The organism is Pseudomonas sp. TNT2022 ID1044 (assembly GCF_028656895.1).
Lineage (GTDB): Bacteria > Pseudomonadota > Gammaproteobacteria > Pseudomonadales > Pseudomonadaceae > Aquipseudomonas > Aquipseudomonas reinekei.
In genome coordinates this window covers 533,272-547,759 of record NZ_JAMDHB010000001.1, presented here as the reverse complement: position 1 = coordinate 547,759, position 14,488 = coordinate 533,272, and the positions used below count along the sequence as shown (strand labels likewise).

Here is a 14,488-nt window from a genome sequence, read left to right as displayed (position 1 = left end):
GCTCGCCCCAGCGCCAACCAGTCCAGAAAAAGGCACATCTGTTGTGCTTCGGAGTCACAAGATGTCCAGCCTGTTGAACCAGTCAGCCAGCCTGATCGCCTTTGTCCGCGCGGTAGAAGCCGGGTCGTTCAGCGCCGCTGCGCGCAACGCCGGGACCACGCCGTCGGCCATCTCCAAAAGCATCGCCCGACTGGAAACCGAACTGAACGCCAAGCTGTTTCGCCGCTCCACGCGGATGCTCAGCCTGACGCCCGAGGGTCAGGCATTTTTCGAGCGTGTGGCGCCGTTGTTGCAGGCCATTGACGACTCTGCCGACGCGCTGCGCCACACCGGCAGCGCGCGCGGTCACTTGCGGGTCAGCATGCCCAGCGATCTTGGGCGGCTGCTGATGCCGAGGATCCATTCGGTTTTTCTCAGCGACCACCCGGATGTTGAATTGGACCTGACTTTGCTCGACCACCATGTGGACGTGATTCGCGAAGGCTACGATGTGATTTTCCGCGCGGGCAGCCTCACTGACAGCGACTTGAAAAGCCGCACCCTCGCTCAACTCGACATGGCGCTGGTCGCATCCCCGGCATTCCTCAGCGAATGGGGAGCCCCGGGCACCGTCGAGGAACTGCGCGCGCTGCCTTTTGTGCGCTACCAACTGAACGGTCGCACCTTGCCCATCGTCTTTGCCGACGGGGAAACCCTGGTGCCCCGTGGCCGTATCGGACTGGACTCGGGGTTTGGTCTGCGCGCCGCCGCCCTCGGCGAGATGGGCGTCGCCTACTTGATGAAATGCACGGTGCAACAAGAGCTGGATTCCGGGGCGTTGGTGCAAGTGCTGGCCGACCATCCCCTGCCATCGCTGGCGATACATTCGCTGCATGCCTTTGGCGCGCTGACACCGATCCGGATCAAGCTGTTTGCCGATTTCGTACAGCAAGAGTTGCATCGGTTAGAAGGACATCTCCTCACCAGTCATACGATCTCTTGAGTAGCCTTTCGCTGCCGCGCCCCCTCTAAAAGCGCTTCAACCTTGTTCCCCCTCGACAAATGCGCTACAACTCACACCAAGTTGTACGACAACATAATAAAAACTCCCACGCCATTTTCTTTGGTGGCGCACTTGATTCGAGAACCTGCCATGACCCATCCAACCGCCCGGCCAGAAGCGCCGCCTCCTTTTCCCCGTCACCTCGCCGTGCTGATTTTGCTGTGCATGGGCTGTGCCTTCGCCGGCAACCACGTCGCGGCGCGGGTGGCTTTTGATGACGGTGCCGGCGTGTTGTTGGCGATTCTGATGCGCTCGGGCGGGACATTGCTGGTATTGGCCGCGCTGGTACTGTGGCAACGCCAGACCCTGCGCTTACCGAAGGGGGCCTGGCGTTGGCAGTTGCTGCTGGGCTTGCTGATCGCCACCCAGAGCCTGTGCCTGTATTCGGCGGTCGCGCGGGTGCCGGTGGCGCTGGCGCTGTTGGTGGCCAACGTGTTCCCGATCCTGCTGGCGCTGCTCACCTGGGCGTTGGGTGGTGCCAGACCCACCGCGCGCACCGCCTCGCTGATGGGCCTGATTCTGTTGGGGCTGGTGTTTGTGCTGGACGTACCCGGCCGCCTCGCCGACCACGCCAGCGTCGGCCCGCAATGGTGGCTGGGCGTGACCCTGGCCTTTTGCGCCGCCAGCGTGTTTGCCTGTGCGTTGTGGATCACCGATCACAAGTTGTCCGAGGTTCGCGGTTCGGTGCGCAGCCTGCTGACGATTTTCATCGTGTTCAGCAGTATCAATCTAGCCGGCGTGAGTGGCGTGCTGCCCGGCGGCTTGAACCTTCCGGCCACCAGCACCGGCTGGCTGGCACTGGCGACGCTGGTCGTGCTGTACGGTACCGGTTTCATCGTGCTGTTCATTTCCGTGCCGCGCCTGGACATGCCGCGCAATGCCCCGGTGATGAACATCGAACCACTGGCCACGTTGTTGATGGGCTGGGTGGTTTTGGACCAGATGCTCAGTGCCGGCCAGGTCATGGGCGGTGTGATCGTGGTCACCGGTATCGTGCTGTTGACGTACCGCAAGGGCTCCGCCGCCTCTGAGGTGAAGCGTCCAGTCGGCGCCCGGTGTCGAGAATCTTCCAGTCGTTGAAAACAGTTACCCAAGCGTAAAAAAACAAGCCCCGAGCCTTAACGACTCGGGGCTTTTCAGTGCACTGCGTTGCGAACCTTATTTGGCGAAAGGCTCAGGCATCAACCTTCTCCACGGTCAAGGCATCGACGGAGGGTGCACTGGCCGACAACCAGTTCTTCCGGTCAGCCAGTGGCCAACGATCGTTGTAAAACCAGGTCAGGACGGCACCGTCCGAATCGCGCACCAAGCGGTTGCCTTCTATTTTCCAAGCGACGGCGTAGTTCCAGTAGGACATGTAGAGCAGGTTCCAGAGGCTCTCGTAAGAGACCCAGTCGCCCTGCTCATCCTGTAAATAGATCTTGCCGTCGGTATGCGTGTAAGGCTTGAGAACCGCCGCCCTTGACCCGGGCACACAGTAGTTCTCATAAGCCATCGCGTCGCCGTTGTTACGACACAACCACTGGCCGCCGATGTCCTTGCCCGGCAAGCTGATCTTGATTTTGAAGGGGTTGCCCCACGCGCTGGCATTTTTCAGGTCAGGTTGGTCCTGGCGGGCAACAGCGCCCACGGGTGCAGCCAGTGGCGACAGATCTTTTGGATCGAGTGATTCGTTCACAGTTGTTTCTCCGATAGTGCCGGGCAAGCCGGCGGGGCTCATGAGTCAGTACCCGCTCGATGGACTACGGAGCACAACTGCGTTGCTCGACCACGTGGCGCGAGATCCAGACTTCTTCCAGATGCAGCAATATCAAGCACGACAAAGGGTCGCCCGGATTCGCCACAGGCAAAGGCTGCTTGTGCAAGACGAGACTTGGTCGCTGGGTGGTAGCGTTGAGTGTTACGAGGCAGGTATCGACATAGGCAGTCCTTTGGCTGATCACACGTCCAGCGTGCAATGCCGGCAGCCGGGACGCACGTCCCGTCACAAGCGTGGGGAGGCTAGTAGACGGCCAACGCGTCCGCCAGTGCGATCAGGACGAAATTGGCGGGTCAGTCACAGTTTGCCTACTGAATTTCTGCCCACTGAAACTAACGCCTTGAAAACAAGGATCACAAGAAATGTCTTTCCCGCAGCAACACGCGTAACCAGAGATTGCAGTGCTGGTCGTCACACGGCTATTATTGAGAACGACTCTCACTAACATCTGGAAATGAATCCGGTGCAACCTCCTTCGCCCAGCAAGCTGAGTTATTTTTTCAGCGATCATCACCGTTGGCTGCTGCAGCATATTCAGCGACGGCTGCGCAATCACGCGGATGCCGAGGACACCGCCGCCGATACGTTTTGCCAGTTGCTCGCGGCGCGCGTAGACCCCGACAGCATCGACCAGCCCCGTGCCTACCTGTCGACCATCGCTCGCCGGCTGATCTTCGACCGTCATCGTCGACGCAAACTGGAGTTGGCCTATCTGGAGCGGCTGTCCAGCATGCCCGAGGTGCTGGCGCCCTCCCCGGAAGAACAGTTGCAGTTGATCGAAGCATTGGTGGCCATCGACAAGGCGCTTGATGGCTTGCCGATGGTGGTGAAGGCGACCTTCCTGTACAGCCAGCTGGACGGCATGAGTTATGTGGCCATCGCTCGCAAGCTCGATTTGTCGGAGCGCACGGTCAGCCGCTACATGAAACAGGCTCTGCGCCAGTGTTACCTGTGCGAGCAGACACCATGAGCAAGGCACGCCTGGACCCCGTCAGCGAACAGGCCATCGACTGGATGGTACGACTGCGCGCCGACACCCCGAACGCAGCATTGCAGGAGCGCTTCAACGCCTGGCTGGACATGGACCCCGCACACGCCCAAGCCTGGGCACGCTTGCATGAGCGACTCGGCGGCTCCTTCAACACCGTGCGCGCCCTGGATCGGCGTGTGCCCGGCCAGACCGAACACGCCCGCCAGCTGCTGTTGCAGCCACATGCTTCACGGCGTGATGCGCTGCGGGTGATTGCAGGTTTGGGCTTGATTGGTGGCGGTTTGTGGCTTGGTGCGCGCAGCCCGCTGGGCGACTCGCTGCTTGCCGATCTGCACACCGGGCGTGGGCAGCGCGAGAACTTCAATCTGGCTGATGGCAGCCGTTTGAGTTTGAATGCCGACAGTGCGGTGGATCTGCATTTTGACGATCAGCAACGGCTGGTGATTCTGCGTCGCGGCGAATTGATCATCCAGGTGGCGGCCGATCCGATCCGCCCGTTGCGCGTGCGCACCGCTCAAGGCGAAGTGCGCGCACTGGGCACCCGTTTCCTGGTTGCCCAGGAACAAGACGTCACCCGCGTGGTGGTGCTGGAGCATTCGGTCCGGACCCGTCTGTTCGATGGCAGCGAACGCGATTTGCAGGAGGGCCAAGCCGCCCTGCTCTACGCCGGGCGCATCGAACCGCTGGGCAGCGATCAGCGTCATCGTGCCGACTGGCTCAGCGGACGGCTCAACGTACTCGATGACCCACTGGAAAAAGTCGTCGACGCCCTGCGCCCTTACAGCCGTGGTTTTGTCCGCGTAGCCCCCGAGGTTCGCGACTTGCGCGTTCAGGGTGTGTTCCCGCTCAACGACCCCGAACGAACCTTGAGTGCACTGGCGGAAACCCTGCCGATTCGCGTGGATCGCTACAGTCCCTGGTTGACGTTGATCCGAGCAAAACCAGACAGACAATAATTATTTTTGAAAATGACTCTTATTTGTGTCCGGTTTTCGTTTCTCATCCCACCTATCTCCTGACACCTTTCACATGTTTCAGGAGAATGCTGTGCTCAACCCGTGGTCCCACACTCTTTCGCTAACCGTTGCCCTGGCAACCCTGGCGAGCCCTGCGATGGCGCAGGCACAAACACTGGCCTTCAATCTGCCCGCCGGCCCGCTTGCGAGTACGTTGAACGCCATCGCCAGCCAAAGCGGGCACATCATTTCTCTGGAGCCTTCGCTGGTGCAGGGCAAACAGGCACCGGCGGTCGTCGGCCAGTTCTCGGCTGAAGACGCGATGCGACAGGCGCTGTCGGGCAGTGGCCTGCAATTGCGCGTGACCGGGCAAGGCAATTTCAGCGTCGAGCAGGCCATGGGCAGCAACGCCACCCTGCAACTGGGCGTGACCAACATCGTCGAGAACAGCGCCGAAGCCACCACCGAAGGCTCGGGCTCCTATGCGGCAAAAGCGGTGACCATCGGCAAGGGCACCCACACCCTCAAGGAGATTCCGCAGTCGGTCACGGTGATGACCCGCAAACAGATGGATGACCAGAACCTCGTCGATCTCAAGGATGCGGCCAACCAGACCACCGGACTGGTGGGCGTACAGGGCGTCGGCAAAGGCATGATCCTGACCTCGCGCGGTTTCCAGATCGATGACTGGCAGTACGACGGCGTGCCGATCCCGCGCAACTTCTACTCACTGGGTAACTGGGCGACGCAGGACCTGATCTTCTTTGATCGCATGGAAGTGCTGCGCGGTGCTTCCGGATTGCTGCAAGGCACCGGCAGCCCTGGCGGCGCCATCAATCTGGTGCGCAAGCGCGGCCAGAACGCACCGACCGTGACCGTCACCGGCAAGGCTGGCTCGTGGGATCACTACGGCCTGCAACTGGATGCCGGCGGCCCGCTGAACCAGACCGGCACCGTGCGCGGCCGCATCGTGGCCGACGAAGACCAGAGTGATTCCTTCATCGATTACGAGTGGAGCAAGACCCACTCGTTGTACGGGGCGCTGGACATCGATCTGCGTGAAGACACCACCCTGGGCCTGGCGGTCAGCCAATCCAAGGGCGAGTCGCGCCCGATGATCCGCGGTCTGCCACGCTATGCCGACGGCTCACCGGTCGATGTGTCGCGTTCAACCTACACCGGCGCACGCTGGAACCATTCGGACATCGATGTCACCACGGTCTATGCCGATCTCGAACACCGCTTCAACGACGACTGGGCGTTCAAGGTCGGCGCCGTGCGCATGACCGAAGACAACCAGGCGAAAAACCAGCGTGTGCAAAGTGCCGGCGATGGTCTGGAGGCCGATGGCAGCGGCGTGCAATACGCCGACTTCGTGACGGATTTCGATTCGACCAAGCTCGGCCTGGACATGAACCTTGTCGGCCACTTCGACGCCTTGTCCATGCAGCACGAAGTCATGATCGGCGGTAACTACTCCAAGTACACGTTGGACGACAAGTTCGCCCGAACCTTCAATAACAGCACCGACACGATTTTCGGTATCAACCACGATCGGCCGGAAATCAGCTACGACGGTTTGATCAATACTGCCGGTGGTCGCGGTACGCCGAGCAAGTACGACATCCGCCAAAAAGGCCTTTACGGCAGTTGGCGAGTCAAGCCGATCGAGCCGTTGACACTGGTTCTCGGCTCGCGGGTCAGCTGGCACGACTACAGCTACAAGTCATGGACCCAGGCCGCGTTCAGCGACATTTCCACCGCCAACCCGGAAAGCACCGCGAACGAAACCGGAGAAGTCACGCCCTACGCCGGGATCGTCTACGACTTGACCCGCGAGTGGGCGGTGTATGCCAGCTACACCGACGTGTTCGAACCACAGACCGTGCGCGACGCCGGCGGCTCGATGCTCAAGCCGGTGATCGGCAGCAACTACGAAGTCGGCCTCAAGGGCGAGCTGATGGATGGCCGCGTCAACACGTCCCTGGCCGTGTTCCGTTATGACCAGGAAAACCGTGCGCTCAACGACCTGTCTTCGGGCTTCGCCTGCGACGGCGGGTACTGTTCGGTAGCCGCAGGGAAAGTGCGTAGCCAGGGGATCGAAGCGGAAATCAGCGGTGAAGTGCTCACCGGCCTGCAGCTGTTTGCCGGTTACACCTACAACACCACCAAGTACCTCGACGACCCGGAAAATGAAGGCAAGGTCTTCAGCACCTGGACACCCAAGCACATGTTGCGGGCCTGGGGCGATTACCAGTTCAGCGGCGACTGGCGTCGTGTCAGCACCGGCTTGGGTTTCACCACCCAAAGCCATACGCTGGGTTACGAACACACCTTCGACGTACCGGGTTATACCGTGTGGAATGCGCGGGTCGGTTACCAGCTGACGCCGGAAATCGGCCTGGCGGTGAATGCCAACAACCTGTTCGACAAGCACTACTACACGGCGGGATACAACCAGCTCGACGGCAACAACAATTTCGGTGACCCGCGCAATGTGATGTTCAGCGTGAAATACACCCCGGAGTTCTGACAAGGAACCTGTAGGAGCCGGCTTGCTGGCGATCTCGGTATTGGCCTCGGCACAGAGGCCGCCGATCCACCGCTATCGCCAGCAAGCCGGTTCCTGCGGGGCGGGTTATTTGTCCGACTTGATCGCCGTCCACACACGCGTGCGCACCCGCTCAAGTTTTTGCGGCAACGGTTGTACGACGTACAGGGTTTTCAGTGCTTCGCTGGTCGGGGTCAGGTTCGGGTTGCCGGTGATTTCCTTGTTGATCAGCGGCAGCGAATCCTTGTTGGCATTCGGGTAACCGAGGAAGTCACTTATCGGTGCGATGACTTTCGGGTCCAGCAGCGTGTTGAGGAATTCGTGGGCTTCTTCGACGTTCTTCGCGCTTTTTGGAATGGCAAAGGTGTCAAACCAGATCGGCGCGCCCTCCTTCGGCAAACGCCAGTCGACGACCACACCGTTACCCGCCTCTTTGGCGCGATTGCCGAACTGGTAGAAGCTGCCGGAGTACCCGATGGCCACGCAGATATCACCGTTGGCGATGTCGGTCATGTACTTGGCGGAGTTGAAGTAAGTGACGTACGGCCGAACCTTCATCATCAAGGCCTTGGCTTTTTCGTAGTCGGCCGGATTCTGGCTGTTCGGGTCCAGTCCCAGGTAATGCAGGGCCAGCGGCAGGATCTCCGAAGGCGAGTCGAGCATGGCTACGCCACAGGCTTTGAGCTTCTCCATGTTTTCGGGTTTGAACACCAGATCCCAGCTGTCCACCGGCGCATTCTCGCCCAGCGCAGCCTTGACCTTCGCCGGGTTGAAGCCGATCAACACGGTGCCGTACATATAAGGCACGCCGTATTGATTGCCGGGGTCATTCTTGTCCAGCAGTTTGAGCAGTGCCGGGTCCTGATGCTTCCAGTTCGGCAACTTGGACTTGTCGAGCTTCTGGAAAACGCCGGCCTTGATCTGGGTTTCGATGAACTGGTTAGACGGCACCACCAGGTCGTATCCGGAGTTGCCGGTCAGCAGTTTGGCTTCCAGGGACTCATTGGTGTCGAAGGTGTCCCAGGTCACTTTAATGCCGGTTTGTGCGGCGAAGTCCTTGGGCACGGACGGCAGGATGTAGTCCGCCCAGTTGTACACCCTCAGTTCGCGCTGTTCGGCTTGCACCGCGCTGGCGAGCAGCGTCAGCCCACACACGGTGGCGCCCAGAATGCGTTTCATAGTGTCCATGGATCAGTTCCCCAAAGTCAGCTCGTTCGGTTTTTATAGTCTGTAACGGCAGTAGCCCTGTACGTGGCCTGGAGCAAAGGAAGCAAAAGATTCTGGTTATGGATGCAGTCGGCACGGGTGGACCTGCGACGCGCTTTCGATTCTTGCTGACAGCCTGGGCGGTTCACAGCGTGCGATCGGCCAAAAGGGGATCGAAATGGCCATTATCCGTGTCCGGATGGAGGGGCAATGGCGGCGCCGTGCCCCGGCTTAGTGCAAAATACGCGGCCAAACTTGAAATCCGCATCCCGTCGCGCAAGGCTGTGCCACGAGATCCGTCATGAAATCCATTTTTGAGAGAGCCGGTGGTAACCGCATGATTGAAGTCACCGAAGTTTCCATTGCCCAACTGCGCGCTGCGCTCGAATCCGGCCAGACTACGTCGGTCGAACTGGTCCAGGCTTACCTCGCCCGGATCGATGCCTACGATGGCGCCGACACCGACACCGCGCTCAACGCTGTCGTGGTGCGCAATCGCGATGCACTCCAGGAAGCGCAGGCATCCGATGCCCGTCGGGCCAAGGGCGAGACGCTGGGTCCGCTCGATGGTATTCCCTACACAGCCAAGGACAGTTACCTGGTCAAGGGCCTGACCGCCGCTTCGGGCAGCCCCGCCTTCAAGGATTTGATCGCCTATCGCGATGCGTTCACGGTCGAGCGCCTGCGCGCCGCCGGGGCAATCTGCCTGGGCAAGACCAATATGCCGCCCATGGCCAACGGCGGTATGCAACGCGGGGTCTACGGCCGCGCCGAGAGCCCGTACAACGCCGCCTACCTCACCGCTCCGTTCGCCTCGGGTTCGTCCAACGGTGCGGGAACGGCAACGGCGGCCAGCTTTGCGGCGTTCGGTCTGGCGGAAGAAACCTGGTCGAGCGGTCGTGGCCCGGCCTCGAACAATGGCTTGTGCGCCTACACGCCTTCGCGTGGCGTGATCTCGGTGCGCGGCAACTGGCCGCTGACGCCGACCATGGACGTGGTCGTGCCGTTTGCCAGGACCATGGCCGATTTGCTCGAAGTGCTTGATGTGGTCGTGGCGAACGACCCGGACACCCGTGGTGACTTGTGGCGCATGCAACCCTGGGTGCCGATTCCGAGTGTCGCCTCGGTTCGTCCAGCTTCCTACCATGAGCTCGCCGCGAAACCTGATGCACTTGCCGGCAAACGCCTCGGCGTGCCACGCATGTACATCAATGCCGACACCGAAGCGGGCACCAGTGAAGCCCCGGGGATCGGTGGCCCGACCGGGCAACGTATCAACACCCGCGAGTCCGTGATCGGGCTGTGGCAACAGGCGCGCAAGGCCCTCGAAGCCGCTGGCGCCGAAGTGATCGAAGTGGATTTCCCGCTGGTGTCCAATTGCGAAGGTGATCGTCCCGGTGCGCCGACGGTGTTCAATCGCGGGATCGTCTCCAAGGAGTTCCTGCACCACGAATTGTGGGACCTGACGGCGTGGGCGTTCGATGACTTCCTGCAAGCCAACGGCGATCCGGAATTGAACCGACTGGTGGATGTCGATGGGCCGAAGATTTTCCCCCACGACCCGGGCACCCTGCCCAATCGCGAGGGCGACCTGGCCGCCGGCATGGACGAGTACGTGAAGATGGCCGAGCGTGGCATCACGCCGTGGGACCAGATCAGCACCGTGCCCGATGGACTGCGCGGGCTTGAGCAAACGCGCAAGATCGATCTGGAAGACTGGATGGACCGGCTCGGTCTGGACGCCGTGCTGTTCCCGACAGTCGCCGACGTTGGCCCGGCGGACGCCGATGTCAATCCCGCCTCTGCGGACATCGCCTGGAGCAACGGGGTTTGGGTGGCCAACGGCAACCTGGCCATCCGGCATCTGGGTGTGCCGACGGTCACGGTGCCGATGGGCATCATGCCGGATATCGGCATGCCCGTAGGCCTGACATTTGCGGGCCGCGCCTATGACGATTCAGCATTGCTGCGCTTTGCATCGGCGTTCGAAGCGACCGGTTCGAAACGGCAAGTTCCGCCTCGCACCCCGCCACTGTCGGCAGGTCAATAACGGTTTCGTTAGCCTGCGACATCCGTGGGCTGAGACCCCACGGATTGGCCCGCCCCTTGCTTTGGCACATTCGTGCAATGACCAATCGGTGGGGGGTGTTCATGGCAGGACAAGCAACGATGGCAGTGTTCATCACTGCTCTGGTCGCCGCAGCGATCATCCTGGCCACGGTATCCGCAGCCGCGGTGGCTGTCTGGATGACGGGCGCGACATTCGCGGCGATTGGCCTGGTCGAGAAAGTTGCACCGGATATTCAGCTGTTGCCTGCGTTGTCACTGACGCCGCAGCCGGTAATGCTCATGGCGGCGATGCAGGCCACAGGCCTGGTGACGATCACGGATCTGATGCAGAACGTAAATCTGGTGATGATTACCGCCAGCCTTTGAATCATTTCTTTGCGCTCGTCTCTAGCGTTAAAGCGCCCCGCTCCAATCGATTGAAGCCCCCCAAACAGGTCACCGAATTCAGGGCATTTCCCCAATCCCGGGGCCTTGAAAACTTCGCCCTCGCCAGCCCGACAACACGACCGACTGACCACCAACGGTTGCGGATGGGCCGATCCCGGCCTATGGTCCAGACACAACTCTAACGACGTCCGGCGCCATGACTCGCCGACCTTTTTGTTCATCCTGTGCGCCTTTGCGCTGCGAGGTGACCACATGCCTAATGACTCCCGCCCTGCCGTACTCGAACTGATCGGCAACACGCCGCTGGTGCGTGTCAGCCGATTCGATACCGGCCCGTGCACCCTGTTTCTCAAGCTCGAATCACAGAACCCCGGCGGTTCCATCAAGGACCGCATCGGTCTGGCGATGATCGACGCCGCCGAGCGCGACGGTCGTCTGCGACCCGGTGGCACCATCGTCGAAGCGACCGCTGGCAATACCGGCCTTGGCCTGGCGCTGGTCGGCCGCGCCAAAGGTTACCGGGTGGTGCTGGTGGTGCCAGACAAGATGTCCACCGAGAAAGTCCTGCACCTCAAGGCCATGGGCGCCGAAGTGCACCTCACCCGTTCCGATGTCGGCAAAGGTCACCCCGAGTACTACCAGGACGTTGCCGGACGGTTGGCAAAGGACATTCCCGATGCTTTTTTCGCCGATCAATTCAACAACCCGGCCAACCCGCTGGCCCACGAATGCAGCACCGCGCCGGAGATCTGGGCGCAGACCCAGCACGATGTCGATGCCATCGTCGTGGGTGTTGGCTCGGCCGGCACGCTGACCGGGCTGACCCGTTTCTTCAAGCGCGTACAGCCGGAGCTGGAGATGGTACTGGCCGACCCGGTGGGTTCGGTGATGGCCGAATACAGCCGCAGCGGCACCCTCGGCACTCCTGGTTCCTGGGCGGTGGAAGGTATAGGCGAGGACTTCATTCCGTCGATTGCCGACCTCTCCAGCGTGCGCCACGCCTACTCCATCAGTGATGAAGAAAGCTTCGATCACGCCCGCCAGTTATTGCGCGCCGAAGGCATTCTCGGTGGTTCTTCGACCGGCACCCTGCTAGCGGCAGCGTTGCGTTATTGCCGCGAGCAAACCGAGCCGAAACGCGTGGTCAGCTTCGTCTGCGACACCGGCACCCGCTATCTGTCGAAGGTCTACAACGACCAATGGATGAGTGATCAGGGCTTGCTGCAAAGTAAACGCTACGGCGACCTGCGCGACCTGATTGCACGGCGCTTCGAGGACGGCCGGGTGATCAGCGTCGGTCCCGACGATACCTTGCTGACCGCGTTCCAGCGGATGCGCCTGGCGGATGTCTCGCAACTGCCGGTGCTGATCGATGGCCAGCGACTGGTTGGAGTAATCGACGAGTCCGACATTTTGCTGCGGGTGCATCAGGACGCTTCGCACTTCCGCCTGACCGTCGCCGGAGCCATGACCGACAAATTGCAAACCCTCGCGCCTGCCGCCAGCCTCGCCGAATTGCAGGCAGAACTTGACCGCGGGCTGGTGGCGATCATCGCCGATGCCTCAGGCTTCCACGGCCTGATCACCCGGTTCGACTTGCTCAATCATCTACGGAGATCCCTTGCATGAGTCAGCACGATAAAACCGGCGCCGCCCACGGCTTTGCCACCCGGGTGATTCACGCCGGTCAAGAGCCGGACCCGTCCACCGGGGCGTTGATGCCGCCGATCTATGCCAACTCCACTTACTTGCAGCAGAGTCCAGGCGTACACAAAGGCCTCGATTACGGGCGCTCGCACAACCCGACTCGCTGGGCACTGGAGCGTTGCGTGGCGGATCTCGAAGGTGGTTCCAGGGCGTTTGCCTTCGCCTCCGGCCTGGCGACCATTTCCACGGTGCTGGAGCTGCTCGATGCGGGCTCGCACATTGTTTCGGGCAATGACTTGTACGGCGGGACTTTCCGCCTGTTCGACAAGGTGCGCCAGCGCAGCGCCGGGCATCGATTCAGCTTTGTCGACCTGACCGACCTGTCCGCGTTCGAGGCGGCATTGCAGGACGACACCCGCATGGTCATGGTCGAGACGCCGAGCAATCCACTGCTGCGCCTCTCGGATCTCGCCGCTATCGCCCGAATTTGCCGCGCCCGCGGCATTATCTGTGTGGCCGACAACACCTTTGCCAGCCCGTGGATACAACGCCCCCTGGAGTCGGGTTTCGACATTGTGCTGCACTCGACCACCAAGTACCTGAACGGTCACTCGGATGTGATCGGCGGCATCGCCGTGGTCGGGCAGGACGCCGAACTGGCTGAACGCCTGGGCTTCCTGCAAAACGCCGTAGGTGCCATCGCCGGACCGTTCGACGCCTTCCTCACCTTGCGCGGGGTCAAGACCCTGGCGCTGCGCATGGAACGTCACTGCAGCAATGCGCTGGCGCTGGCGCAATGGCTGGAGCGCCAACCGCAAGTGGCGCGCGTCTACTATCCGGGCCTGGCTTCACACCCGCAGCACGAACTGGCGCGCCAGCAAATGCGCGGTTTCGGCGGGATGATTTCGGTCGACCTCAACACGGACCTGGCCGGGTCAAGACGCTTCCTCGAAAACGTACAGATCTTCGCCCTCGCCGAAAGCCTGGGCGGCGTCGAAAGCCTGATCGAACACCCGGCGATCATGACCCACGCCACCATCCCCGTGGAAACCCGCGCGCAACTGGGCATCGGCGATGCGCTGGTGCGGCTGTCGGTGGGGGTAGAAGACATCGAAGACCTGCGCGCAGACCTTGCACAGGCTTTGGCACGTATTTAGCGCGAACCGAGCGAGATGCCGGCATCTGCAACATCGATGGCGCCTGACACGCCGCCATCGCGAGCAGGCTCGCTCCCACTTTGTGATCTTCAGGGAACACAAATTTCGCGTTCCCCCCAAACCACTGTGGGAGCGAGCCTGCTCGCGATGAGGCTGGTACATTCACCATCGATGGCGCCTGATGCGCCGCAATAAACTTCAATGGAATTTTTCGGATACTCAAGACATGCCCAACCCAGATACCTCCCTGCAAGACACCGCGGCACCCGACGGCGTTTGTTATGGCTGCGGTGGCAGCAACCCTCACGGGTTGCACATCAAGAGTTACTGGCATGAAGACGGCGAGCATGTCGTCGCCGAATATGTGCCCGAGGCCAAATATTGCGGCTGGCCGGACCTGGTCTACGGCGGGCTGATCGCGATGCTGGTGGACTGCCATTCCAACTGGACGGCGATGGCCTATCACTACCGCAAGGAAAACCGTGAAGTCGCGAGCCTGCCGCGCATCAACTGCGTCACCGGCAATCTGGGCATCAAATTCATCAAGCCGACGCCCATGGGTGTTGCGCTGACGCTGCGGGCAAAAGTCGAAGGCGACGTCGGACGCAAAACCCGCGTCATCTGCGAGGTATTCGCCGGGGGTGTGCTGACGGCGGTGGGCGACTCGGTCTTCGTCCGGGTCGATACCGGTCAACTCGCAGATGCAGCGCACGGCCGATAAC

The 14,488-nt window shown here is 61.3% G+C and carries 12 protein-coding genes; 10 read left to right on the top strand and 2 right to left on the bottom strand.

The window, feature by feature from the left end; genetic code table 11:
- Positions 1 to 61 precede the first annotated feature (61 nt).
- Together M5G20_RS02510 and M5G20_RS02505 are read left to right on the top strand one after the other, a co-directional pair.
- Positions 62 to 982, top strand: a complete 921-nt coding sequence (locus M5G20_RS02510) for a LysR family transcriptional regulator (RefSeq protein WP_273917737.1) — start codon at positions 62 to 64, stop codon at positions 980 to 982.
- A gap of 150 nt (positions 983 to 1,132) precedes the next feature.
- Positions 1,133 to 2,122, top strand: a complete 990-nt coding sequence (locus M5G20_RS02505) for an EamA family transporter (RefSeq protein WP_273917736.1) — start codon at positions 1,133 to 1,135, stop codon at positions 2,120 to 2,122.
- Positions 2,123 to 2,216: 94 nt separating this feature from the next.
- On the opposite strand, the gene M5G20_RS02500 is transcribed toward M5G20_RS02505, so the two are convergent.
- Positions 2,217 to 2,762, bottom strand: a complete 546-nt coding sequence (locus M5G20_RS02500) for a hypothetical protein (RefSeq protein ID WP_273917735.1) — start codon at positions 2,760 to 2,762, stop codon at positions 2,217 to 2,219.
- Between the two features lie 502 nt (positions 2,763 to 3,264).
- Between M5G20_RS02500 and M5G20_RS02495 the strand changes: the two genes are divergently transcribed.
- The 3 genes from M5G20_RS02495 (at position 3,265) to M5G20_RS02485 (ending at position 7,281) form a co-directional block, all read left to right on the top strand.
- Positions 3,265 to 3,771, top strand: coding sequence for a sigma-70 family RNA polymerase sigma factor (locus M5G20_RS02495; RefSeq protein WP_273917734.1), 507 nt, complete (start codon positions 3,265 to 3,267; stop codon positions 3,769 to 3,771).
- Positions 3,768 to 4,748, top strand: a complete 981-nt coding sequence (locus M5G20_RS02490) for a FecR domain-containing protein (protein WP_273917733.1) — start codon at positions 3,768 to 3,770, stop codon at positions 4,746 to 4,748. The genes M5G20_RS02495 and M5G20_RS02490 overlap by 4 nt, the downstream gene beginning before the upstream one ends.
- 91 nt (positions 4,749 to 4,839) lie before the next feature.
- Positions 4,840 to 7,281, top strand: coding sequence for a TonB-dependent siderophore receptor (locus M5G20_RS02485; protein ID WP_273917732.1), 2,442 nt, complete (start codon positions 4,840 to 4,842; stop codon positions 7,279 to 7,281).
- Between the two features lie 105 nt (positions 7,282 to 7,386).
- Here M5G20_RS02485 and M5G20_RS02480 read toward each other — a convergent pair whose 3' ends face one another.
- On the bottom strand, positions 7,387 to 8,487 hold the full coding sequence (locus M5G20_RS02480) for a polyamine ABC transporter substrate-binding protein (protein ID WP_273917731.1): 1,101 nt from the start codon (positions 8,485 to 8,487) through the stop codon (positions 7,387 to 7,389).
- Between the two features lie 355 nt (positions 8,488 to 8,842).
- On the opposite strand from M5G20_RS02480, the gene M5G20_RS02475 reads away from it, so the two are divergent.
- From M5G20_RS02475 to M5G20_RS02455, 5 genes are all read left to right on the top strand, one after another.
- Entirely contained in the window at positions 8,843 to 10,555 is a 1,713-nt protein-coding gene (locus tag M5G20_RS02475; protein WP_273918064.1) for an amidase, read from the top strand.
- Positions 10,556 to 10,674: 119 nt separating this feature from the next.
- Positions 10,675 to 10,941: a hypothetical protein gene (locus M5G20_RS02470; protein WP_273917730.1), complete on the top strand. Its 267-nt coding sequence runs from the start codon at positions 10,675 to 10,677 to the stop codon at positions 10,939 to 10,941.
- A 273-nt stretch (positions 10,942 to 11,214) separates the two neighbouring features.
- Positions 11,215 to 12,591 (top strand): cystathionine beta-synthase, encoded by a 1,377-nt coding sequence (locus M5G20_RS02465; RefSeq protein WP_273917729.1) that lies wholly within the window; start codon positions 11,215 to 11,217, stop codon positions 12,589 to 12,591.
- Entirely contained in the window at positions 12,588 to 13,766 is a 1,179-nt protein-coding gene (locus M5G20_RS02460; RefSeq protein ID WP_273917728.1) for a trans-sulfuration enzyme family protein, read from the top strand. Before M5G20_RS02465 ends, M5G20_RS02460 begins: the two co-directional genes overlap by 4 nt.
- 226 nt (positions 13,767 to 13,992) lie before the next feature.
- Positions 13,993 to 14,487: a PaaI family thioesterase gene (locus tag M5G20_RS02455; RefSeq protein WP_273917727.1), complete on the top strand. Its 495-nt coding sequence runs from the start codon at positions 13,993 to 13,995 to the stop codon at positions 14,485 to 14,487.
- Position 14,488 lies beyond the last annotated feature (1 nt).

Excerpts from the sequence above, each read along its gene's own strand:
- M5G20_RS02510 (WP_273917737.1), top strand. The coding sequence starts at position 62 with ATGTCCAGCCTGTTGAACCAGTCAGCCAGCCTGATCGCCTTTGTCCGC.
- M5G20_RS02505 (WP_273917736.1), top strand. The coding sequence starts at position 1,133 with ATGACCCATCCAACCGCCCGGCCAGAAGCGCCGCCTCCTTTTCCCCGT.
- M5G20_RS02500 (WP_273917735.1), bottom strand. The coding sequence starts at position 2,762 with ATGAGCCCCGCCGGCTTGCCCGGCACTATCGGAGAAACAACTGTGAAC.
- M5G20_RS02490 (WP_273917733.1), top strand. The coding sequence starts at position 3,768 with ATGAGCAAGGCACGCCTGGACCCCGTCAGCGAACAGGCCATCGACTGG.
- M5G20_RS02480 (WP_273917731.1), bottom strand. The coding sequence starts at position 8,487 with ATGGACACTATGAAACGCATTCTGGGCGCCACCGTGTGTGGGCTGACG.
- M5G20_RS02475 (WP_273918064.1), top strand. The coding sequence starts at position 8,843 with ATGATTGAAGTCACCGAAGTTTCCATTGCCCAACTGCGCGCTGCGCTC.
- M5G20_RS02470 (WP_273917730.1), top strand. The coding sequence starts at position 10,675 with ATGGCAGTGTTCATCACTGCTCTGGTCGCCGCAGCGATCATCCTGGCC.
- M5G20_RS02465 (WP_273917729.1), top strand. The coding sequence starts at position 11,215 with ATGCCTAATGACTCCCGCCCTGCCGTACTCGAACTGATCGGCAACACG.
- M5G20_RS02460 (WP_273917728.1), top strand. The coding sequence starts at position 12,588 with ATGAGTCAGCACGATAAAACCGGCGCCGCCCACGGCTTTGCCACCCGG.
- M5G20_RS02455 (WP_273917727.1), top strand. The coding sequence starts at position 13,993 with ATGCCCAACCCAGATACCTCCCTGCAAGACACCGCGGCACCCGACGGC.